The organism is Roseburia rectibacter (assembly GCF_014287515.2).
Lineage (GTDB): Bacteria > Bacillota > Clostridia > Lachnospirales > Lachnospiraceae > Roseburia > Roseburia rectibacter.
Map to the genome: position 1 here is coordinate 353,081 of NZ_CP092473.1, position 18,952 is coordinate 372,032.

General features: G+C 41.3%; 25 protein-coding genes. 22 read left to right on the forward strand and 3 right to left on the reverse strand.

What is annotated here, in order from left to right; translation table 11 throughout:
- Positions 1-16 precede the first annotated feature (16 nt).
- The 15 genes from H8S51_RS01645 (at position 17) to H8S51_RS01715 (ending at position 11,923) form a co-directional block, all read left to right on the forward strand.
- Positions 17-949 carry an SPFH domain-containing protein gene (locus H8S51_RS01645; RefSeq protein ID WP_006855342.1) on the forward strand — a complete coding sequence of 311 codons (933 nt, stop codon included), beginning with the start codon at positions 17-19 and terminating at the stop codon, positions 947-949.
- 99 nt (positions 950-1,048) lie between these two features.
- A complete protein-coding gene (gene argF, locus H8S51_RS01650; RefSeq protein ID WP_186900069.1) occupies positions 1,049-2,053 on the forward strand; it encodes an ornithine carbamoyltransferase in 1,005 nt (334 codons plus the stop codon).
- 29 nt (positions 2,054-2,082) lie between these two features.
- Positions 2,083-3,060 carry a biotin--[acetyl-CoA-carboxylase] ligase gene (locus tag H8S51_RS01655; protein ID WP_118209947.1) on the forward strand — a complete coding sequence of 326 codons (978 nt, stop codon included), beginning with the start codon at positions 2,083-2,085 and terminating at the stop codon, positions 3,058-3,060.
- Positions 3,053-3,394: a DUF6145 family protein gene (locus tag H8S51_RS01660; RefSeq protein WP_118209948.1), complete on the forward strand. Its 342-nt coding sequence runs from the start codon at positions 3,053-3,055 to the stop codon at positions 3,392-3,394. The genes H8S51_RS01655 and H8S51_RS01660 overlap by 8 nt, the downstream gene beginning before the upstream one ends.
- 21 nt (positions 3,395-3,415) lie before the next feature.
- Complete coding sequence (locus H8S51_RS01665; protein WP_118209949.1) at positions 3,416-4,207, forward strand: type III pantothenate kinase; 792 nt, start codon at positions 3,416-3,418, stop codon at positions 4,205-4,207.
- Between the two features lie 73 nt (positions 4,208-4,280).
- Positions 4,281-5,264 carry a tRNA dihydrouridine synthase DusB gene (gene dusB, locus H8S51_RS01670; protein ID WP_186900068.1) on the forward strand — a complete coding sequence of 328 codons (984 nt, stop codon included), beginning with the start codon at positions 4,281-4,283 and terminating at the stop codon, positions 5,262-5,264.
- A 166-nt stretch (positions 5,265-5,430) separates the two neighbouring features.
- Positions 5,431-5,970, forward strand: coding sequence for a hypothetical protein (locus H8S51_RS01675; RefSeq protein ID WP_117920273.1), 540 nt, complete (start codon positions 5,431-5,433; stop codon positions 5,968-5,970).
- 72 nt (positions 5,971-6,042) lie between these two features.
- Positions 6,043-6,522, forward strand: coding sequence for a transcription elongation factor GreA (gene greA, locus H8S51_RS01680; protein WP_015521908.1), 480 nt, complete (start codon positions 6,043-6,045; stop codon positions 6,520-6,522).
- Between the two features lie 58 nt (positions 6,523-6,580).
- Positions 6,581-8,518: a lysine--tRNA ligase gene (lysS, locus tag H8S51_RS01685; protein ID WP_186900067.1), complete on the forward strand. Its 1,938-nt coding sequence runs from the start codon at positions 6,581-6,583 to the stop codon at positions 8,516-8,518.
- 226 nt (positions 8,519-8,744) lie between these two features.
- Positions 8,745-9,185, forward strand: a complete 441-nt coding sequence (locus H8S51_RS01690; RefSeq protein ID WP_022461061.1) for a hypothetical protein — start codon at positions 8,745-8,747, stop codon at positions 9,183-9,185.
- A 118-nt stretch (positions 9,186-9,303) separates the two neighbouring features.
- A complete protein-coding gene (locus H8S51_RS01695) occupies positions 9,304-9,810 on the forward strand; it encodes a hypothetical protein (protein WP_241070845.1) in 507 nt (168 codons plus the stop codon).
- A gap of 194 nt (positions 9,811-10,004) precedes the next feature.
- The gene (locus tag H8S51_RS01700) at positions 10,005-10,208 is read left to right on the forward strand and encodes a hypothetical protein (RefSeq protein WP_186900066.1); all 204 of its coding nucleotides are present in this window, start codon (positions 10,005-10,007) and stop codon (positions 10,206-10,208) included.
- A gap of 13 nt (positions 10,209-10,221) precedes the next feature.
- Positions 10,222-10,839, forward strand: a complete 618-nt coding sequence (locus tag H8S51_RS01705) for a class D sortase (protein WP_241070846.1) — start codon at positions 10,222-10,224, stop codon at positions 10,837-10,839.
- Positions 10,832-11,230: a hypothetical protein gene (locus H8S51_RS01710; RefSeq protein WP_186900584.1), complete on the forward strand. Its 399-nt coding sequence runs from the start codon at positions 10,832-10,834 to the stop codon at positions 11,228-11,230. The genes H8S51_RS01705 and H8S51_RS01710 overlap by 8 nt, the downstream gene beginning before the upstream one ends.
- A 3-nt stretch (positions 11,231-11,233) precedes the next feature.
- Positions 11,234-11,923, forward strand: a complete 690-nt coding sequence (locus tag H8S51_RS01715; protein ID WP_186900585.1) for a SpoVG family protein — start codon at positions 11,234-11,236, stop codon at positions 11,921-11,923.
- Positions 11,924-12,088: 165 nt separating this feature from the next.
- Here H8S51_RS01715 and H8S51_RS01720 read toward each other — a convergent pair whose 3' ends face one another.
- Positions 12,089-12,526 carry an Rrf2 family transcriptional regulator gene (locus tag H8S51_RS01720; protein WP_186900586.1) on the reverse strand — a complete coding sequence of 146 codons (438 nt, stop codon included), beginning with the start codon at positions 12,524-12,526 and terminating at the stop codon, positions 12,089-12,091.
- A gap of 153 nt (positions 12,527-12,679) precedes the next feature.
- Here H8S51_RS01720 and H8S51_RS01725 point away from each other — a divergent pair, with 153 nt between their 5' ends.
- Genes H8S51_RS01725 through H8S51_RS01740 form a run of 4 tightly spaced genes read left to right on the forward strand, consistent with a single transcriptional unit; the run spans position 12,680 to position 15,823 of the window.
- Complete coding sequence (locus tag H8S51_RS01725; RefSeq protein ID WP_186900587.1) at positions 12,680-13,549, forward strand: SIR2 family NAD-dependent protein deacylase; 870 nt, start codon at positions 12,680-12,682, stop codon at positions 13,547-13,549.
- A gap of 5 nt (positions 13,550-13,554) precedes the next feature.
- Positions 13,555-14,391 carry an SIR2 family NAD-dependent protein deacylase gene (locus H8S51_RS01730; protein WP_241070847.1) on the forward strand — a complete coding sequence of 279 codons (837 nt, stop codon included), beginning with the start codon at positions 13,555-13,557 and terminating at the stop codon, positions 14,389-14,391.
- Positions 14,392-14,396: 5 nt separating this feature from the next.
- Positions 14,397-14,792: a C-GCAxxG-C-C family protein gene (locus H8S51_RS01735; RefSeq protein ID WP_186900589.1), complete on the forward strand. Its 396-nt coding sequence runs from the start codon at positions 14,397-14,399 to the stop codon at positions 14,790-14,792.
- 53 nt (positions 14,793-14,845) lie between these two features.
- Positions 14,846-15,823 carry an SIR2 family NAD-dependent protein deacylase gene (locus tag H8S51_RS01740; RefSeq protein WP_241070848.1) on the forward strand — a complete coding sequence of 326 codons (978 nt, stop codon included), beginning with the start codon at positions 14,846-14,848 and terminating at the stop codon, positions 15,821-15,823.
- Between the two features lie 100 nt (positions 15,824-15,923).
- Here H8S51_RS01740 and H8S51_RS18345 read toward each other — a convergent pair whose 3' ends face one another.
- A complete protein-coding gene (locus tag H8S51_RS18345; protein WP_334302672.1) occupies positions 15,924-16,178 on the reverse strand; it encodes a helix-turn-helix domain-containing protein in 255 nt (84 codons plus the stop codon).
- Positions 16,179-16,412: 234 nt separating this feature from the next.
- Positions 16,413-16,613, reverse strand: a complete 201-nt coding sequence (locus H8S51_RS01750) for a helix-turn-helix transcriptional regulator (RefSeq protein ID WP_004611564.1) — start codon at positions 16,611-16,613, stop codon at positions 16,413-16,415.
- Positions 16,614-16,895: 282 nt separating this feature from the next.
- Between H8S51_RS01750 and H8S51_RS01755 the strand changes: the two genes are divergently transcribed.
- The 3 genes from H8S51_RS01755 to H8S51_RS01765 are packed head-to-tail and all read left to right on the forward strand — an operon-like array spanning position 16,896 to position 18,952.
- The gene (locus H8S51_RS01755; protein WP_186900592.1) at positions 16,896-17,468 is read left to right on the forward strand and encodes a type II toxin-antitoxin system PemK/MazF family toxin; all 573 of its coding nucleotides are present in this window, start codon (positions 16,896-16,898) and stop codon (positions 17,466-17,468) included.
- Between the two features lie 46 nt (positions 17,469-17,514).
- A complete protein-coding gene (locus H8S51_RS01760) occupies positions 17,515-18,228 on the forward strand; it encodes a lantibiotic protection ABC transporter ATP-binding protein (protein WP_044999424.1) in 714 nt (237 codons plus the stop codon).
- Positions 18,221-18,952 (forward strand): lantibiotic immunity ABC transporter MutE/EpiE family permease subunit, encoded by a 732-nt coding sequence (locus H8S51_RS01765; protein WP_004853398.1) that lies wholly within the window; start codon positions 18,221-18,223, stop codon positions 18,950-18,952. Before H8S51_RS01760 ends, H8S51_RS01765 begins: the two co-directional genes overlap by 8 nt.

Below are 18,952 nucleotides of genomic sequence, written 5' to 3' on the forward strand. Positions count from 1 at the left end.
GAGGGAGGAGTTTCGTATGCCGGGAGTAATTGTAGCACTTATTATTTTAATCATTGTGGCACTGCTTATCGCTGTATCCTGTGTAAAGATCGTTCCACAGGCAACTGCATGCGTGGTAGAGCGTCTGGGAGGTTATCTTGCAACATGGTCTGTAGGTATTCATTTTAAAGCACCGTTTATCGACCGTGTGGCAAAAAGAGTTGTATTGAAAGAACAGGTGGTGGATTTCCCGCCGCAGCCGGTTATCACAAAAGATAACGTAACGATGCAGATCGATACTGTTGTATATTTCCAGATCACAGACCCGAAGCTTTATGCATATGGAGTGGAAAATCCGATCATGGCGATCGAGAATCTGACAGCAACAACACTGCGTAACATCATTGGTGATCTTGAACTTGATGAGACACTGACATCGAGAGAGACAATCAACACGAAGATGAGATCTTCTTTAGATGTTGCGACTGATCCATGGGGAATCAAAGTCAACCGTGTTGAGTTAAAGAATATCATCCCGCCTGCAGCGATCCAGGATGCGATGGAGAAACAGATGAAGGCAGAGCGTGAGCGACGTGAAGCGATCCTGCGTGCAGAGGGTGAAAAGAAATCAACAGTCCTCGTTGCAGAAGGTAAGAAAGAATCTGCAATTCTTGACGCAGAGGCAGAGAAACAGGCAGCAATTTTACGTGCAGAGGCAAAGAAAGAGGCAACGATCCGCGAGGCAGAAGGTCAGGCAGAAGCTATTCTTAAGATCCAGCAGGCAAACGCAGATGGACTTCGTATGATCAAAGAAGCAGCACCGGATCAGAACGTGATCCAGTTAAAGAGCTTAGAGGCGTTTGCAAAAGCAGCAGACGGAAAAGCAACCAAGATCATCATTCCATCTGAGATTCAGGGAATCGCCGGTCTTGCAAAATCTGTTACGGAAATTGCAGCAGATCATAAATAAAATCAAAAAAGGTTATCAGAACGGATGGTGCGCATGTTGTACCATCCGTTGTGGCATAAAAAGATAATATACACAGCCATGTAAAGGAGAGAGAAAGACATGAATTTAAAAGGACGTAATTTTTTAAAATTAATGGATTTTACACCAGAAGAGATTACATATATGATCGACCTTGCAGCGGATCTGAAAGCAAAGAAAAAACAGGGTATTGCGCATGATTGTCTGACAGGAAAAAATATCGCACTTATTTTTGAAAAGACAAGCACCAGGACACGTTGTTCTTTTGAGGTGGCAGCCCATGATCTTGGCATGCATGTAACTTACTTAGATCCTTCGGGTTCCCAGATCGGCAAAAAAGAGAGCATTCCGGATACCGCTCGTGTGTTGGGACATATGTTTGATGGTATTGAATATCGTGGATATGGACAGGATATCGTGGAAGAGCTCGCAGAATATGCCGGTGTGCCGGTATGGAATGGTCTGACCAATGAATTTCATCCGACTCAGATGCTTGCCGATATGCTGACGATCCGTGAGCATCTTGGCAGATTAAAAGGTGTGAGACTGGTTTACATGGGTGATGCCCGCTATAATATGGGTAATTCCCTGATGGTGACCTGTGCAAAACTTGGTATGGATTTTGTTGCATGCACAAGCAAAAAGTATTTCCCGGATGCAAAACTGGTAGAGTACTGTGAAGGTGTTGCAAAAGAGACAGGAGCAACCATTACACTGACAGAAGATGTCAAAGAGGGCACAAAAGACGCAGATGTTATTTATACGGATGTATGGGTATCCATGGGTGAACCGGATGAGATCTGGGAGGAACGTCTTCATGATCTGATGCCATATCAGGTAAATGCGAAAGCTATGGCAAATGCAAAACCGGATGCCATTTTCATGCACTGTCTGCCTGCATTCCATGACTTAAAGACCAAGATCGGCAAAGAAGTTTATGAGAAGTTTGGTTACAGTGAATTAGAAGTAACGGATGAAGTATTTGAGAGTAAACAGTCTGTCGTATTTGATGAGGCAGAAAACCGTATGCATACGATCAAAGCAGTCATGTTTGCAACACTTGGTGGAGAACAGTGTGAAAAATAAGTGTATCAGACAAAAATGGAGGACACTAGATGAGGACGCAGCTACTAGCGGCATTAAAGGAAGCTGATGATTATATTTCCGGACAGGAACTGTGTGAGCGTTTCGGCGTATCGCGCACTGCAATCTGGAAAGCGGTAAAACAGTTAAAAGAAGCGGGATATGTGATCGAGGCGGTGCAGAATAAAGGATACAAGATCGTGTCGACACCGGATTGTCTGAATAAGGCAGAATTGGAAAGCATCCGGAAAACAAAATGGGCAGGACGTGAGATCTTTTATTTTGATACGATAGATTCTACCAATACAAAAGCAAAACAGCTTGCAGAGGAAGGTCATCCGACCGGTACACTGGTCGTTGCGGAGAAGCAGGAAGCCGGACGCGGCCGCCGTGGAAGAGGATTTGAATCTCCGGCAGGAGTCGGAATATTTATGACGCTGGTGCTCAAACCGGATTTTGCCCCTGACCGTGCTTCCATGCTGACACTGATCGCAGCACTTGCGGTATCGAAAGCGATATCGGAGAAAACAGGCGTAGACGCAGGTATTAAGTGGCCGAATGACATTGTGATGAACGGCAGAAAAGTCTGCGGAATCTTAACGGAGATGAGTGCACAGTTAGATTACATCAATCATGTTGTCATTGGAATCGGTATCAATGTCCGGAATCAATCATTTCCAAAAGAGATTGAACAGATAGCAACCTCGATCCTGATGGAGACCGGTTTACGTGTGAACCGCGCAGAACTGATCGAGGCAGTATTAGAGCAGTTCGAACGATATTATGAGATATTCTTAGAGACGGAAGATTTAAGCGGCCTGGTAAAAGAATACAATGCGCACCTGATCAATATGCAAAAACAGGTCAGAGTGTTAGATCCAAAAGAGCCTTATGAGGCGAAAGCAATGGGAATCACGCCGCATGGCGAACTGATCGTGGATACTTGGGAAGGCAGAAAACTGGTATCCTCCGGCGAAGTTTCCGTGAGAGGAGTATACGGATATGTCTGAGAGAGAAGAAGTGGTGCTCTGCGGAGCGAGCGCTTACAATAAAAAATTTTATCTGAATCAGGATTTCAAGGGACTTCCGGATTCGATCAAAGATGAATTAAAGATCATGTGTGTTCTTTTTACGGAAGATATTGGTGGTATTTTTCAGGTAGTCTTTGATGAGGAGGGCAATCTGGAGTTTCGTACTTCCAGTGATGAGAATGATCTTTTATATGATGAGATCGGCTGTGGGTTAAAGATACGTGAACTGCAGCGTACAAAAGAAGAACTGCTTCGTGCTTTGGAAATGTATTATAAAGTGCTATATATTGGCATGGACGAATCAGAAATGTAAAGAAAAAGGTAGGAAAATACGATGGTAATCACGATTGACGTAGGAAATACAAATATCACAGTGGGTGTATTCCGTGGGGATGAGGTAATGGCAAGTTTTCGTATCACGACGAAGATGCCGCGTACATCGGACGAGTATGGAATGCTTTTGTCAAATCTGTTAGAGCAGAATAAGATCAGACATGATGACATCGAGGATGCAATCATAGCTTCTGTTGTTCCAAATGTTATGCATTCCTTAGAGGGTGCGATCATCAAATATTTTGGTATCAATCCGATCATTGTGGAGCCGGGTACCAAAACAGGAATCCGCGTGGTAACCGAGAACCCGCGGCAGATCGGTGCAGACCGTATCGTGGATGCGGCAGCAGCATATGAGCTGTATGGCGGACCGGTACTGGTACTTGATTTTGGCACTGCCACTACGTATGATCTGGTCGATAAAAACGGAGCATTTGTTTCCGGGGTAACTGCACCGGGAATCCGCATTTCTGCAAAAGCGTTGTGGGAAGATGCGGCAAAACTGCCGGAGATCGAGATCCGCAAACCGGAGAGCATTCTTGCAAAAGAAACGATCTCAAGTATGCAGGCAGGACTGGTATATGGACAGATCGGACAGACAGAATATATTGTAAAAAATATGATCAGAGAGGCTGACATGGGAGAGGTCAAGGTGGTCGCAACCGGCGGTCTTGGACGTATCATTGCAAATGAGACAGATGTGATCGATGTATACGATCCGAACCTGACTTTAAAAGGAATGAACCTTATTTATAAGAAACAGAATCGTAAATCCGGTAAGATCAGGAAATAAGAGATATTTGATCGGGAGATTCAGGATACCTGAATTGGATATGAGAGAGTAAATTATTTAGGAAAATGGTGGTATGGGAGAGATCAGACGACTTAAGATTGGAAATGTAACGTTAGAAAATAACCTGATACTAGCACCGATGGCAGGCGTAACAGACCTGCCATTTCGTTTGCTTTGCAAGGAACAGGGAGCAGGGCTGCTTTGCATGGAGATGGTGAGTGCAAAAGCGATTCTCTATAAAAACAGAAATACCGAAGAGCTGTTAACGATCGATAAGCGGGAAAATCCGGTGTCGCTTCAGCTGTTTGGTTCTGATCCGGATATCATGAGTGAGATCGCGAAACAGATTGAGGACAGACCGTTTGATATTTTAGATATCAACATGGGCTGCCCGGTGCCGAAAGTAGTCAACAACGGTGATGGTTCTGCACTGATGAAAAATCCAAAACTTGCCGGAGAGATTATTGAAAAGACAGCGCGGGCAATCAAAAAACCGGTTACAGTGAAAATCAGGAAAGGTTTTGATGAGGAGCATGTCAATGCGGTTGAGATGGCACACATTGCACAGGAATCCGGTGCAGCGGCAGTGGCGGTCCATGGCAGGACGAGATCGCAGTTTTACTCCGGAAAAGCCGACTGGGATATCATAAGACAGGTAAAAGAAGCGGTCTCGATACCGGTCATCGGAAACGGTGATATCTTAACAGCAAAAGATGTGATCGCGATGCAGAAACAGACCGGCTGCGACGGCTTTATGATCGCACGCGGCGCCGAGGGCAATCCGTGGATCTTTGCACAGATTCTTCATTATTTTAAGACGGGGGAAGAACTCCCGAAACCGACTTTTGAGGAAGTGACACAGATGCTCCTTCGGCATGCCCGTATGCAGCTTGAATTTAAAGGCGAATATACTGGTATCCGTGAGATCAGGAAACATGCCGCCTGGTATACAGCCGGCTACCGTAACTCTTCTAAGCTGCGGGGCAGGATCAACGAGGTGGAGACATATGAGCAGCTTGAGGCATTGTTTCAGGAGGTTTGCGGTTTTATGGCATGATCCGAGTGCCAAAAGGCGATTCGTGACTTAGCGACTGGCAGAAAAATTCAATCCGGTAAAGTTAAAATGAAGGAAACAAAAAAGACATAAGTAAAATTCCGGAAAAAGTACTGAATCAGAAAATGCTGTCATAAAGATGGAAAAAGGAATATGACGGAGAAGCGCGATGTACTTTTCCAATGAATTTTTATATGATTTTAAACCAGTGTACGAAGGCATTCTTGCGGCAAAAAGTGTGAAGCCGGAGTGCGCGATTGTCGAGGTGATCGATGAGGAACCGGATGGAGCAGGGATGTTTGAGCCGGCAGGGACGCTCGATGTGCTGGAGCAGATCGGGGATGAGCTTAATGCGCTTACAATTTATACAGACCGGCCTGCATATTTTCATGAGTTTGCAGAGACAATGTATGAGAAGACCGGACTGGTTTCACTTATCGTATCGAAAAAGCGTCTTGGATTAGCAAAGAATAAGGAAAAAAACAGCAGTATTTTTCTGCTTGATTTTGAATGGAACAGTGCTTTGTATGAAAAACAGATCGCGTTGGGAAAACATTATATTCCAATCCATAAAAAAACCTGGCGAACAGCCGAAAATCTTGACATAGCAGTACCTATCGGTTATAATACTGTGATTGTTAAGAGACCAAAAAAGAAAACGGGGGCGCCGTGGCAGGACAGATTTGAGAAGGCTTTTTATCGTTCATAGCGTCTGGCGCAAGGCTTTGTGCCGCCGTATACATGAACCGAACAATAATTATTATAAAGAAGGGTAAATGCAATGGACAAGAAAAACATTCTGACTTACGAGGGACTCAAGAAACTGGAAGACGAATTAGAGAACTTAAAGGTTGTAAGAAGAAAAGAAGTTTCACAGAAGATCAAAGAGGCAAGAGAGCAGGGAGACTTATCTGAGAACGCTGAGTACGACGCTGCAAAGGACGAGCAGAGAGACATCGAAGCACGTATTGAAGAACTTGAGAAAATCTTAAAGAATGCAGAAGTAGTTGTCGAGGAAGAGGCTGATCTTGATAAAGTAAGCATCGGATGCAGCGTAAAGATCCTTGACTGCGAATTTGATGAGGAATTAGAGTATAAGATTGTTGGTTCTACCGAGGCTAACAGCTTAAAAGGCAAGATTTCCAACGAATCACCGGTTGGTAAGGCACTGCTTGGCAAACAGGTAGGTGATACCGTTACTGTTGAGACACCGGCAGGAGAGTTTTCATACAAAGTGCTTTCAATTCACAGAGCAAACTAAGAGATATGATAGTCGGGCAGAAAGACTGTCCGGGGAATAAAACAAGTGGAGGATAAACATGGCAGAGCAGAACAATAACCAGCAGGATTTAAACCAGCTGCTTCAGGTACGTTATGACAAGCTGCATGAACTGCAGGAGAACGGAAAAGATCCGTTTGTCATCACAAAATATGATGTGACAAATCACTCAACCGATATCATCGACAATTTTGAGACAATGGAAGGCAAACCGGTATCGATCGCCGGCCGTATGATGTTTAAACGTGTGATGGGAAAAGCATCATTCTGCAATATTCAGGACTTAAAGGGACGTATTCAGGTATATGTTGCAAGAGACAATATCGGAGAGGAAATCTACAAAGATTTCAAGAAATCTGATATCGGCGATATCTGGGGCGTAAAGGGATATGCTTTCCGTACCAAAACAGGTGAGATTTCTATCCATGCTGAGGAGATGACACTGCTGTCAAAATCATTACAGATCCTTCCAGAGAAGTTCCACGGACTGACTGATACAGACATGCGTTACCGTCAGAGATATATCGACCTGATCATGAATCAGGAGAGCAAGGAAGTATTCATCAAACGTTCCAAGATCTTAAAAGAGATCCGTAACTTCTTAGCTGACCGTGATTTCATGGAAGTTGAGACTCCGATGCTTGTATCTAATGCAGGTGGAGCAGCAGCAAGACCGTTTGAGACACATTATAATGCCTTAAATGAGGATGTAAAACTGCGTATCTCTCTGGAGTTATACTTAAAGAGACTGATCGTCGGCGGACTTGAACGTGTATACGAGATCGGCCGTGTATTCCGTAATGAGGGTGTTGATACCCGTCATAACCCGGAATTCACGCTGATGGAACTGTATCAGGCATACACAGACTATGAGGGAATGATGGAACTGACAGAGTCCATGTTCCGTTATCTTGCAGAGAAAGTCTGCGGAAGTACAAAGATCAGTTACAATGGCATCGAGATCGATCTTGGCAAGCCATTTACACGCATGACCATGAACGATGCGATTAAGAAATATACCGGAATTGATTTCGATACTGTAGAAGATGATGCTGCAGCGAAAAAACTTGCAGATGAGCATCATATTGCATATGAGGAGCGTCATAAGAAGGGTGATATCATCAACCTTTTCTTCGAGGAGTTCTGCGAGAAAGAGCTGATCCAGCCGACCTTCATCATGGATCATCCGATCGAGATCTCTCCGCTTACAAAGAAGAAACCGAGCGATCCTACCAAGGTAGAGCGCTTCGAGCTTTTCATCAATACATGGGAAATGTGTAATGCATATTCTGAGCTTAACGATCCGGTCGACCAGCGTGAGCGTTTTGCAGCACAGGATGCAAATGCTGCAGCCGGTGATGATGAGGCAGAGCATACAGACGAAGATTTCTTAAATGCATTAGAGATCGGTATGCCGCCAACAGGTGGTATCGGATACGGAATCGACCGTCTTGTGATGCTGCTTACAGACAGCGCAGCAATCCGTGACGTTTTACTGTTCCCGACGATGAAGTCTTTAGATGGTGTAAATAAGAAAAATGATGTAAATAATACAGCTTCTGAAGCACCTGAAAAAAATGTAAAAACTGAGTCTGAAAAGATTGATTTTTCTAAGGTAAAGGTAGAGCCTTTATTTGAGGAATTTGTTGATTTTGATACATTCAGCAAGTCAGATTTCCGTGCAGTAAAGGTTAAAGAGTGTGTTGCAGTACCGAAGTCAAAGAAACTGTTACAGTTTACTCTTGATGACGGAACAGGCACAGACAGAACCATTTTAAGCGGTATTCATGCTTACTATGAGCCGGAAGAACTGGTTGGAAAGACTCTTATTGCTATCACAAATCTTCCACCGAGAGCTATGATGGGCATTGACTCTTGCGGTATGCTCCTCAGTGCTATTCATGAAGAAGAAGGCGAAGAAAAGCTTCATCTTCTGATGGTAGATGACCACATTCCGGCAGGTGCAAAGCTCTATTAAGATGATGTAAAGATGTACCGTTTCACCAAATAGACGGGACGTACTTCATTTGATAAAAAACTAAAAAAACAGCGATTTACATCAAACTTACATCAATTGATGCAGAAATCGGTGCAAGCAAGAAAAAATCGCATAATTAGTGCAATGAGTGGGCAATTCCAATCGGAGTTGCCCATTTTTAAAACAAACAGAAATACAAATCGATATTTGTGGAGGTAAAGAGTGTATGAAAAAGGAACTGCGTATTCTGGTTATTTTAATTGCTGTGTTATTGGTAGGAACAGTAGGTTACTATTTCATGCCAAAGAAATTCGGTAAGAATGTAAATCCTTCTGAGGTAGACCATATAAATGTGTTCGATGGAAATACAGGAACTGGTTTTACTATCACCGATTCAGAAGATATCGAATATATAGTGGCGAATATTCAAGGTATTTCAATGAAAAGAGATGGCATTTCACTTGGAAGAACGGGATACAGTTTTAAAATTAGTTATATAAACAGCAACGATAAAGATATCATACCTGTATTTATTCTCAATAGTGATAATACAATTTGTAAAGATCCATTTTTCTATAGATGTGATGGAGGATTATGCTTTGATTACTTAAAAGCATGTGAAGAGAAATATAGAACTAATGTAACAGAATCTATAGAAGAAAAATAACTTATTGCTGATAAATGTTTTGATGGGGCGATGGTTTTTACATTGATAATAATGGTAATTATTTTATTGGTTTTGACACCTGTAGGAATTGTTGTAGATAAAAAGATTGAAGCTTATTTTGAAAATAAAAGAGAACCTTAAATTCAAGTTTGGAGAATTGAGAAAATCGAAGATTGTGATGGTAGATAATATGGAATGGTTTAATGTTTTTGGGCTGATTTTTATTGCAGTCATTATGATACCCAATGTTGTATTTGCGATTAAGTGCAAAGATGGATTTGATAATAAGTGGAACAATAAATATGTTGAGGTCACAGAACAAGTAGGGAGATTGGGTTGTTTCGGATTCATGATAATCAATATTCCGGGAACTTGGTTCGGGTGGTGGTCTGACGAAGCATTTGTACTATATTTGATTGTAGATACCATATTGGTAATGCTTTATTGTGCTATTTGGATTATATGTTTTAAGAAAAACAGCGTTTTCAGAGCATTAGCACTTTCTATTATTCCTTCAATGTTGTTCTTGTTTAGTGGGATTATGAGTAGGTCAGTGCTATTGATTATTGCATCAGTATTATTTGCACCAAGTCATATTGTGATTTCATATAAAAATGTAAAATGATATTTACAACTTCCAGTTTGCCAACCTGCCCTTTGAGAGAGGAGAAATCCTTTTCTCAAAGGGCTTTTTCTATTTATACAGATATTCGCAAACTACAAGATAAAGCCAAAACTTCATATACTCTAAGCACAAGGAGGTTGAGGTTTGGCTATGAACAACAGTTTAGCAGAAGTACACCCGGAGCTTGTTTCAGAGTGGTCGGAGAAGAACTTACCGCTTATCGTGGAACAATCTCGACTTCTTGGAGGTCACAGAATGAAGCGGCAGCAAAGGCTATTGATGCAGACCTGAGCGGACCGGAGGAAGAAAGAGAAGCTGATGACAGAATGGAATCTGCAGCAATTGTAGCAGAGGATAAAGGTGCTTATCAAGCGGACAGAGAGGGCAGAACACGATAGGAGAGTGAATAATATGAGCATAAGAAAAGTGGTCGCAGGACTACTGATTACAGCAGGGATTGCCATTATGGCAGTCCCTTTTTTCTGGCGGGCAACAGGAGAAAAACAGACAGAACAGCTCATAAGTGAATTTGAGCAGACATTGGAGGATGATTACGATGAAGAAACAGATGTGGAGGAAGAGCAAACCTCCATTAGTGAAGAGGATGAAGCCATTTTTAAAGAAGGCGGTGTTATCGGTATCATTGAGATACCGGGCATAGATATCCGGTATCCGGTAATGGAAGGAACCACAAGTAAAGTGCTTAATGCCGGGATCGGTCATATAGAAGAAACAGCAGGGATTGGGGAGAGTGGAAACTGTGTATTGTGCGGTCACAATGGCAGCAGATATGGTACATTTTTTACACCACTAAGTCAGATATCCATAGGTGATGAAGTAATGATAACCGACAAAAATGGGCTGAAGCATATCTATGAGGTAACAGAGACAGAGGTAATAAATCCGTATGATAACAGCATCAAGACACAGGGTACAGAAAAAGAATTAACTCTTTTTACCTGTTCCCAGAAAGGAACCATGCGTTTTGTGGTCAGGTGCATTTATAAGGAGGCGGTGATGGATGAATAAGAGATACCGGTTAGGTGAGATAGAAGAGGCAGTATCAGAAATGGAAGAGCTAATCGGGCTTGAGGATGATATTGTTGAGATTGATGATGACTTTCAGATAGTTGTAAGCGGCTGGTCTGTGTATGTCGAAAGCCTGAATCTGACACTCAGACAGGGAATAGCCTGTGTATGGGATGCAGAGGAAGGATTATTTATGCCTGATTTTGATGTGACTATCGTGTATGAGGGGAACATTGAAACACAGGAGTGGCTCTACTACGAGCAGGACGGAATGGTCGTTACACTTGGCAACTGGTTAAATGGCAGATTGTCTTGTGAACAGATAGAACAGCTTTGGTGTGAGCTTATCATACCGGAGCAAAACAAAGAACAAAAAGAAAGCGAGGAATAGCATATGAAGTATTCAATTAAGGTAAACGAAGTAAGGGCAAAAGAGGGCAGCAACATCAAAGGATTTGCAACAGTAGTATTTGGTGATTCATTTAAGATCACCAATATCGCAATCCTTGAGAATAAGGATAAGGGTGAGTTTTTTGTATCAATGCCAAGATACCGCTCCAATAAGCGTGATGAAAGCAATGGTGTGATCTATAAGGATGTGTGCAATCCTATCACAGCAGAGTTTCGAGAGGAACTCTATACCAATATCCTTGATGCCTATGCAAGAATCAAAGAACCGGAGAAAGAGGAGACACAGAAGCAGGATAGGACGCAGGAAATGCCGGAGTTTTCCATAACTGTGACACCTTATGAGAGGGAAGGCGGTAACATCAAGGGACTTGCACGCATTTATTTTGAAAACAGTTTTATCGTAAATAACATCAATATTGTGCAGGGCAAAGAGAAAATCTTTGTATCAATGCCTTCTTATAAGACAAAGCAGGTGGATGAGCAGGGCAAGCCAATCTATCAGGATGTCTGCTATCCGGTTACAAAGGATTTCAGGGAAAGACTCTATAATGAGATTATTTCAGAATATGAGAAAGCAAAGGATAAGAGCAACGAAAAGGCGAGGGAGAGTGCCGAGAAACATCATGGCAATCCAGATAAAGAGAAGGACAAAGAGGCAACACCCTTTCGATAATTAGTAATCAGGGTACAGGGGCGGCCAAGGCTGCCCCACTTACAGAATGGAGGAAACAGAATGGATATGGAGGCAGTGATAGTTTCTATCTGGGCAAGTGCATCTTTTTCCAGTTTTATTGCTTTTTCAGGTCTGGTTTCAAGGGCGGCCTGAATTCTTGATTAGTTAAAGTTTTTTAACTTTCCCGATTTTAAAATAATACCGGTCAATAATATCCTGCAATGTAATGGATTTCATTTTTTCATCTACCATATTTTGAATTTCATGATAGAAGTCCCCAATAGCGAATTGAATGTTGATACCGATTCCACAATCCGGATTGGTATCTGTGTCCAGGTGAAGCAGCGGCTTATCGCCCTCTACGGCTCGGTAGATGTCATACATGTTGATTTTATCTGCCGATTTTGCAAGGGCGGCATTCGCATGACCTTGTGTGTTGACAACAATGCCTGCATTTTTCATGGTTGCCATAAGCTGTCTGACATAAGCCGGGTTTGTCTTGATACTTTCTGCAATTTTTGTGCTGGAGAGTTGTTCGGCATCTCCAAGCGCAATAAATATAAGAATATGAATGGTGTCACTAAGCTTTGTGGAATATTTCATTTGTCACCTCGAATTTTTTCTTGCAATTTTTAAACTTACATGATAATATAATTTTAATGCTTGATGTAATTTTAATTTTAACAAGTAAAAAAATAAAAGTCAAGCGAAATAAAAAGTGTGGAATCTGATATAAAAAAGGAGATAAAGTGGTGTATGCAAAAGGAGGAACAAGTCAGTTTTCTGGCAGAAAAAATCCGTCAGGCAGATGCCGTTTTGATAGGCGGTGGTTCTGGTCTTTCCAGTGCGGCGGGATATAACCATTATCATTGGCTACCCTATATGGAGGAATGTTTACAAGATTTCAAGGAGTGGTATGGACTGAAATCTCCCTTTGACGGTTTTTACTACTGTTATTCATCGCCGGAACAACAGTGGGCATATTATGCACGTTACATACAAAGTATGTGGGATGCACCTACAGGACAGCCATACTATGACCTGCGTGATATTGTGGCGGAAAAAGAAATCTTTGTTTTAACAACCAATATAGATATGCAGTTTGAACGGATTTTTCAGAAAGAAAGGATTTGCGATTATCAAGGTAACATTGGCTATCTTCAATGCAGTCAGCCTTGCCATGACCAAATTTATTCCAATGTAGAAATGATTCGCAGGATGAACGAAAATATCCGGGGGCTGCGTGTTACTTCCGAGCTTCTGCCAAGATGTAATGAGTGCGGGAGAATCATGGTTCCCTGGGTAAGGGATGATACATTTTTGGAGGGGAAAGACTGGAGGAAAGGCGTAAGGCGATATGAGAATTTCCTAAAAAAATATCTCATGAATGAAACAGATAAGAATGTTGTACTGCTGGAGCTGGGGGTTGGTGAGATGACACCCAGTATTATTAAACTTCCTTTTTGGGAAATGACATACAAAAATGAAAAAGTGTTTTATGCCTGTCTGAATCAGAAGAAATCCTCAGTTCCAGAGCATATAAGAGACAAAGGCATTTATATAGCAGGAGATTTGGCAGAAACCCTGCGGGATTTAAAAGAAAACATAGTGGGAAAGGAAATGTGATGAAGATGAATGTATATCAAGAGATAAGTCAAATCATCAAAGAAGCAGATGGTATTTTGATTGGAGCCAGTAATGGTTTGTCTATCGCAGAGGGATATAATATTTTTGCAGATGACGCATGGTTTCAGGAAAATATGGGAGATTTCAGAGAAAAATACGGACTGCGCAGTGTTTTACACGGATTTTCAGTGCCAATGAAGGTAGAAGAAAAGTGGGCGTTTGTAAGCAGACTTGTTAGGGCAAAAGCTATGCAGGATGAGCCGAGTGAGATTATGAAAAACATCTATGCACTAGTAAAGGATAAAGAATATTTCGTAGTAACTTCCAATGCGGAGGATCATTTTGTGCCGGCAGGTTTTGAGGCAGACCGTGTTTTTGAAATGGAAGGGAAATTAACCCAGATGCGGTGCAAGAACAGATGTCATGACGAGGTCTATCCTAATCAAAAAGCAGTTCTCGCCATGACCGAAGAGGAAGTAAACGGAAGAGTACCCAAAGAGTTACTGCCGAAATGTCCAAAATGCGGTGGAGATATGGAAGTAAATTGGAGTGAGATGTCCTCGTTTACAGAAACGAAAAATTGGAAGGAAAAGGCTGCCCGCTATCAAGAATTTATTCAGAAGTTACATGGAAAGAAGCTGGTAATTCTGGAATTTGGCATTGGTTGGAGAAATCAGATGGTTAAAGCTCCTTTGATGCAGCTTGCAGCAGTAGAACCACAGGCAAGATATATCACATTTAACAAGGGCGAAATTTACATTCCAGAGGAAATCAAAGAAAAATCAATCGGTGTGGATGGTAATCTTACGGTAGCGTTAAAGGAAATCAGAAAGGAATTCTAAGGAAAATGACAAGAGAAGAAAAAGCAGTATATTACAAACATAATGGATTTAATTGCTGTCAGTCGGTTATCAAGGCAATGATCGATTTAGCAGATTCTGATAAGGAAATACTGACGAATGCTGCATCCGGATTTGCGGTAGGTATGGGAGGTATGGAAGCAACTTGTGGTGCCTTGATTGGAGCAACCATGATGGCGGGAATTGTAAAGCTAGGGAAGAAAAGTGCGATGACGGCACGCGAGATATTAAACAAATTTCAGGAATATTCAGGTGCAACCATATGTAAAGACCTAAAGGGAAAGGATACAGGTGTTGTACTCTGTGAATGCGATGATTGCATTCGCAATGCAATACGGGCTTTTGACGAGGTGTTGCCGATGGAATTAGAAAGTGAAGGATAGACTAAGTAAGGTAGTTAAAGATATTACAGTTGTGAGACAGGAGAATGAAAAAAATGAGCTGTTACGAAAATTTGGTAATGAAAACACAAATGAACTATTCAAGACACTATAGTACCTATGCATCCGGCGGTACTGCTATAGTGTTGAGCAAACAAAAACCACTTCCTTATGAGGAACAGATTCAGGAATTTGTTCGCAGAGTGCAGGAGGCAGAGTGTATCATAGTAGGCGGAGCATCCGGTTTATCAGCGGCTGGAGGTGGTGACTTTTATTATAGTGATACCCCTTCTTTTCGTGAGCATTTTGGAAAATTTGCAGATAAGTATGGATTCAAAGGTGCTTTTAGCGGAATGATGCATCGGTTTTCTACAAGAAATGAACACTGGGGATATGTGGCAACCTTTTTAAATACTACACAAAATGCTCCTATCAGAGAGCCATATCTGGATTTGGATAAAATTTTGCAGGGAAAAGATTTTCATATCTTAACGACTAATCAGGATACACAGTTTGTAAAGGTTTATTCGGAAGAAAAGGTCAGTGAGATTCAGGGAGATCATCGTTTCTTCCAGTGTTCCCAGTGTTGTCAGGATGAAACATGGGATGCCGTACAACCTGTGGCAGACATGATTGCGGCTATGGGAGAGGGGACAATGGTGCCGGATGAACTGATTCCTCGCTGCCCTCATTGTGGTGCGGAAATGTTTCCGTGGGTAAGAGGATATGGGAATTTTCTGCAAGGGAAAAAATACGAAGAAGAATATGAGAAAATCTCAAAATACATTCAAAAGAACAAAGATAGAAAAATTCTCTTTATAGAACTTGGAGTAGGGCGCATGACACCGATGTTTATACAGGAACCGTTTTGGGAACTGACAAACAGCTTGAAAGGTGCATATTATATCTCCGTAAATTCAGAATATCAGTTTTTGCCGGAATTCATTGAAGATAAGGGGATTGCTATTTTGGGAGATATAGGAACAGTGTTAAAAGATTTGCTGAAAGCAAAAGAGGAAAGTGCATTTGTATAGGATACTTGTTCCTGATATTCCACTTGATGGAGAAACATTAGAATATTGATTGATACAAAACTGCACTCAGGGATATTGTGGGTGCAGTTTTGCATTAAAATTATTGATTACGATACAGTTTCTGATATGCAGTAGGTAATATCTGAAATGTATCTCGGAAAGCCGATATAAATTTACTTTGGCTTTTATATCCCACAGCGGCGACAATTTCCGAAATAGATTTATCTTCATGCAACAGCATTTTTGATGCCAACTTCATACGGTAATCTTTCATGTAAGAAGCGATGGGCATTCCATAGACTGCTTTGAAAACGGATTTCAAAGTAGTGGTGTTCATCAGGTACTGTTTTGACAACTCTTCAATAGTATAGTGGCGTTTTCCAGCATCACCTATTGATCACATCTTTACTAAAGGATTTATAAAAAATACATGTACAGTGTCGCAACAAACAGAGTGTTCTGATCATTTAATTTTATGGGCTGAAGAAAAATAGTTAGTAGTTCTGAAAAATGGAATTATTTTATATAAAGGAGCGGACAAATTCTCATTTACAGGAAGCGGAAGATTGAGCTGGATAAAATACCCAGCTCAATCTTCCACATGGAATACATCTTCCACCAGCATATTAAAGTACTTTGATATCCGCAGCATAAATTCGGCAGATGGGGTACTGTCCCCACGCTCTATCCTGCCGACAGTTTTAGTGCTGTATCCGATAGCAGCGGCAAGGTCATCCTGGTAAATGCCACGCTGTTCCCGGATTTCTCTGATATTATTGGTAACCGCCATAAAAATCCCTTCTTTTCAATGTTGCAGCCACTTCAAAGGGAACGCCTTATGAAGAATGTGTGCTGCGGTCTGAGTTCCAGAGCAATTGCAAAGCAGGAGGGCGTATATTATAGCTCCGTGGATAAGTCTATTGCTGCGGCAAAGAAAAACTTTATCAAATTTTATGAAAATCTCTGATTTTGGGTGTGCATTTCAGCACCCTTTGTCCAAATGAGTGAAGGGGTTATTTCATTCCGGATACGAATGACACTTTAAAAATTAGATTCTTGTGAGGTTATGTATATGAAAGAAAAAATGATTTGTCGTGGGGATTTATTCTACTATGACTTTGGAGATAACAGTGGTTCAGTACAAAGCGGAGAGCGTCCAGTGCTTGTTGTTCAGGCGGACGATTATAACCAGAATGCTCCGACGATTATTGTTGCAGCGGTTACAAGTGTAATCAAGAAAAGATATTTACCATCGCACATTATTCTCGGCGAGGAGTTTGGACTGAAGAAACCGTCAATGGTTCTTCTGGAACAGATACGGACAGTCAATAGAGAGGATTTGCGTGACTACATAGGTACGGTAGATGACGATAAACTTTTCAGACAAATAAATGCAACTTTGAAAAAGACTTTTGGACTTTGGGTTTACAAGCCGGAGGGGAAAGAAAATATTCGCTGTCTATGTCCGAAGTGCCTGAATGATTACATTCACAATCCAGACTATACCGTAAGGCGACTCGACCCATTTGCAAAGCGAAAAGACAGATGTGATAAGTGTGATGGAGATGGTTGGGATTATGTTGTTAAAAATAGAGTAGACGAATTATTTAGCAATCTTCATCAAATCTTTATTTTTTTCTGTTAGGTTATATTTCAGTAAGAAATGAAATATGGAAGGAAGGATAGTAAAGATGGAAATGATGTTGCAGACACAAAATTTGTGTAAATATTTTAGAAAGCAGAAAGCGGTAAATAATGTTTCACTTAATATAGAAAAGAAACAGATTTATGGACTGCTTGGACCGAATGGTGCGGGAAAATCTACCACATTGAAAATGTTGACTGGTATGATGAAACCAACTGCAGGAAAGATTTACTTTGATGGAAAACTTTTGGATAGGAAAGATTTATCAAAAATAGGAGCGTTAATTGAAAATCCGCCTATTTATGAAAATCTTTCCGCCAGAGAGAATTTGAAGGTAAGACAATTATTGCTTGGTACAGATGAAAACAGAATTGATGAGGTCTTGCAGATTGTATCACTTACAAACACCGGAAAGAAGAAAGCAGGACAGTTTTCTTTGGGAATGAAGCAAAGACTAGGCATTGCAATGGCATTGCTTGGAGAACCGGAACTTTTGATATTGGATGAACCTACGAATGGATTAGATCCAATAGGCATCGAGGAATTACGAGAGCTGATCCGGTCTTTTCCGGAACAGGGAATCACTGTAATTCTCTCCAGTCATATTCTCTCAGAGGTACAGTTACTTGCAGATAAAGTCGGGATTATTTCAGGTGGAATCTTAGGATACGAAGGAGCATTAAAGCAGGGAGATAATCTTGAAGATTTGTTTATGAATGTGGTAAGAAAAAACCAGAAAGCAGGTGAAATCCATGGTTAATATTATAAAAGCAGAACATCAAAAAGCCAAAAGAACCATGCGAAAAAAGTTTATCTGGGGATTTCCTCTTCTTACATTTGTCATGGCATTTATATTTACTCTTGGGATGACAAATGCTTATGCAGAAAGTGTTTGGAACTGGTGGTATACACTTTTGCTGCCGGGGATGATTGCTCTATTTTGTTATCTTTCTGTGGCGCAGGAGAAAAAGATAAAATACTATCATTTAATGACTATTCCCACAGACAGAAGAAAATTGTTACTGGGGAAAATTATTTATATTGGGTACATGATTTTGTTTTCTAATGTGATTGTGTTTGCAGGAGCAACGCTTGGAGGCTTTCTTCTAACGACACATGTTCCAGTTGGAGGAGCGTTGATTGCAGTATTGTTTCTGACGGTTTCTGAGTTATGGGAGATTCCGGTAGCTTTATTTTTAAGTGAACGATTTGGAATGATTGTAAACCTGTTCGTCTGCTTGTTTATTACCGTCAGCGGTGTGGTAATATCACAAACCAGAATCTGGTATGTACTTGTTTCTGCAATCCCTATGCGAATGATGTGCCCGTTGCTTCATGTTTTACCAAATGGACTTGCCGCAGAAGCAGGGAATCCTCTTTTGGATACGGGAGTCATTGTTCCGGGAATGTGTCTCTCAATCATCTGGTTTGTTTTTGTAACGGTTCTGTTTTTGAAATGGTTTGAGAGAAGAGAGGTGAAATAA

Bases quoted from the DNA above. Each gene is read 5' to 3' on its own strand.
- H8S51_RS01645 (WP_006855342.1), top strand. From the start codon at position 17: ATGCCGGGAGTAATTGTAGCACTTATTATTTTAATCATTGTGGCACTG.
- argF (WP_186900069.1), top strand. From the start codon at position 1,049: ATGAATTTAAAAGGACGTAATTTTTTAAAATTAATGGATTTTACACCA.
- H8S51_RS01655 (WP_118209947.1), top strand. From the start codon at position 2,083: ATGAGGACGCAGCTACTAGCGGCATTAAAGGAAGCTGATGATTATATT.
- H8S51_RS01660 (WP_118209948.1), top strand. From the start codon at position 3,053: ATGTCTGAGAGAGAAGAAGTGGTGCTCTGCGGAGCGAGCGCTTACAAT.
- H8S51_RS01665 (WP_118209949.1), top strand. From the start codon at position 3,416: ATGGTAATCACGATTGACGTAGGAAATACAAATATCACAGTGGGTGTA.
- dusB (WP_186900068.1), top strand. From the start codon at position 4,281: ATGGGAGAGATCAGACGACTTAAGATTGGAAATGTAACGTTAGAAAAT.
- H8S51_RS01675 (WP_117920273.1), top strand. From the start codon at position 5,431: ATGTACTTTTCCAATGAATTTTTATATGATTTTAAACCAGTGTACGAA.
- greA (WP_015521908.1), top strand. From the start codon at position 6,043: ATGGACAAGAAAAACATTCTGACTTACGAGGGACTCAAGAAACTGGAA.
- lysS (WP_186900067.1), top strand. From the start codon at position 6,581: ATGGCAGAGCAGAACAATAACCAGCAGGATTTAAACCAGCTGCTTCAG.
- H8S51_RS01690 (WP_022461061.1), top strand. From the start codon at position 8,745: ATGAAAAAGGAACTGCGTATTCTGGTTATTTTAATTGCTGTGTTATTG.
- H8S51_RS01705 (WP_241070846.1), top strand. From the start codon at position 10,222: ATGAGCATAAGAAAAGTGGTCGCAGGACTACTGATTACAGCAGGGATT.
- H8S51_RS01710 (WP_186900584.1), top strand. From the start codon at position 10,832: ATGAATAAGAGATACCGGTTAGGTGAGATAGAAGAGGCAGTATCAGAA.
- H8S51_RS01715 (WP_186900585.1), top strand. From the start codon at position 11,234: ATGAAGTATTCAATTAAGGTAAACGAAGTAAGGGCAAAAGAGGGCAGC.
- H8S51_RS01720 (WP_186900586.1), bottom strand. From the start codon at position 12,526: ATGAAATATTCCACAAAGCTTAGTGACACCATTCATATTCTTATATTT.
- H8S51_RS01725 (WP_186900587.1), top strand. From the start codon at position 12,680: ATGCAAAAGGAGGAACAAGTCAGTTTTCTGGCAGAAAAAATCCGTCAG.
- H8S51_RS01730 (WP_241070847.1), top strand. From the start codon at position 13,555: ATGAATGTATATCAAGAGATAAGTCAAATCATCAAAGAAGCAGATGGT.
- H8S51_RS01735 (WP_186900589.1), top strand. From the start codon at position 14,397: ATGACAAGAGAAGAAAAAGCAGTATATTACAAACATAATGGATTTAAT.
- H8S51_RS01740 (WP_241070848.1), top strand. From the start codon at position 14,846: ATGAGCTGTTACGAAAATTTGGTAATGAAAACACAAATGAACTATTCA.
- H8S51_RS01750 (WP_004611564.1), bottom strand. From the start codon at position 16,613: ATGGCGGTTACCAATAATATCAGAGAAATCCGGGAACAGCGTGGCATT.
- H8S51_RS01755 (WP_186900592.1), top strand. From the start codon at position 16,896: ATGAAAGAAAAAATGATTTGTCGTGGGGATTTATTCTACTATGACTTT.
- H8S51_RS01760 (WP_044999424.1), top strand. From the start codon at position 17,515: ATGGAAATGATGTTGCAGACACAAAATTTGTGTAAATATTTTAGAAAG.
- H8S51_RS01765 (WP_004853398.1), top strand. From the start codon at position 18,221: ATGGTTAATATTATAAAAGCAGAACATCAAAAAGCCAAAAGAACCATG.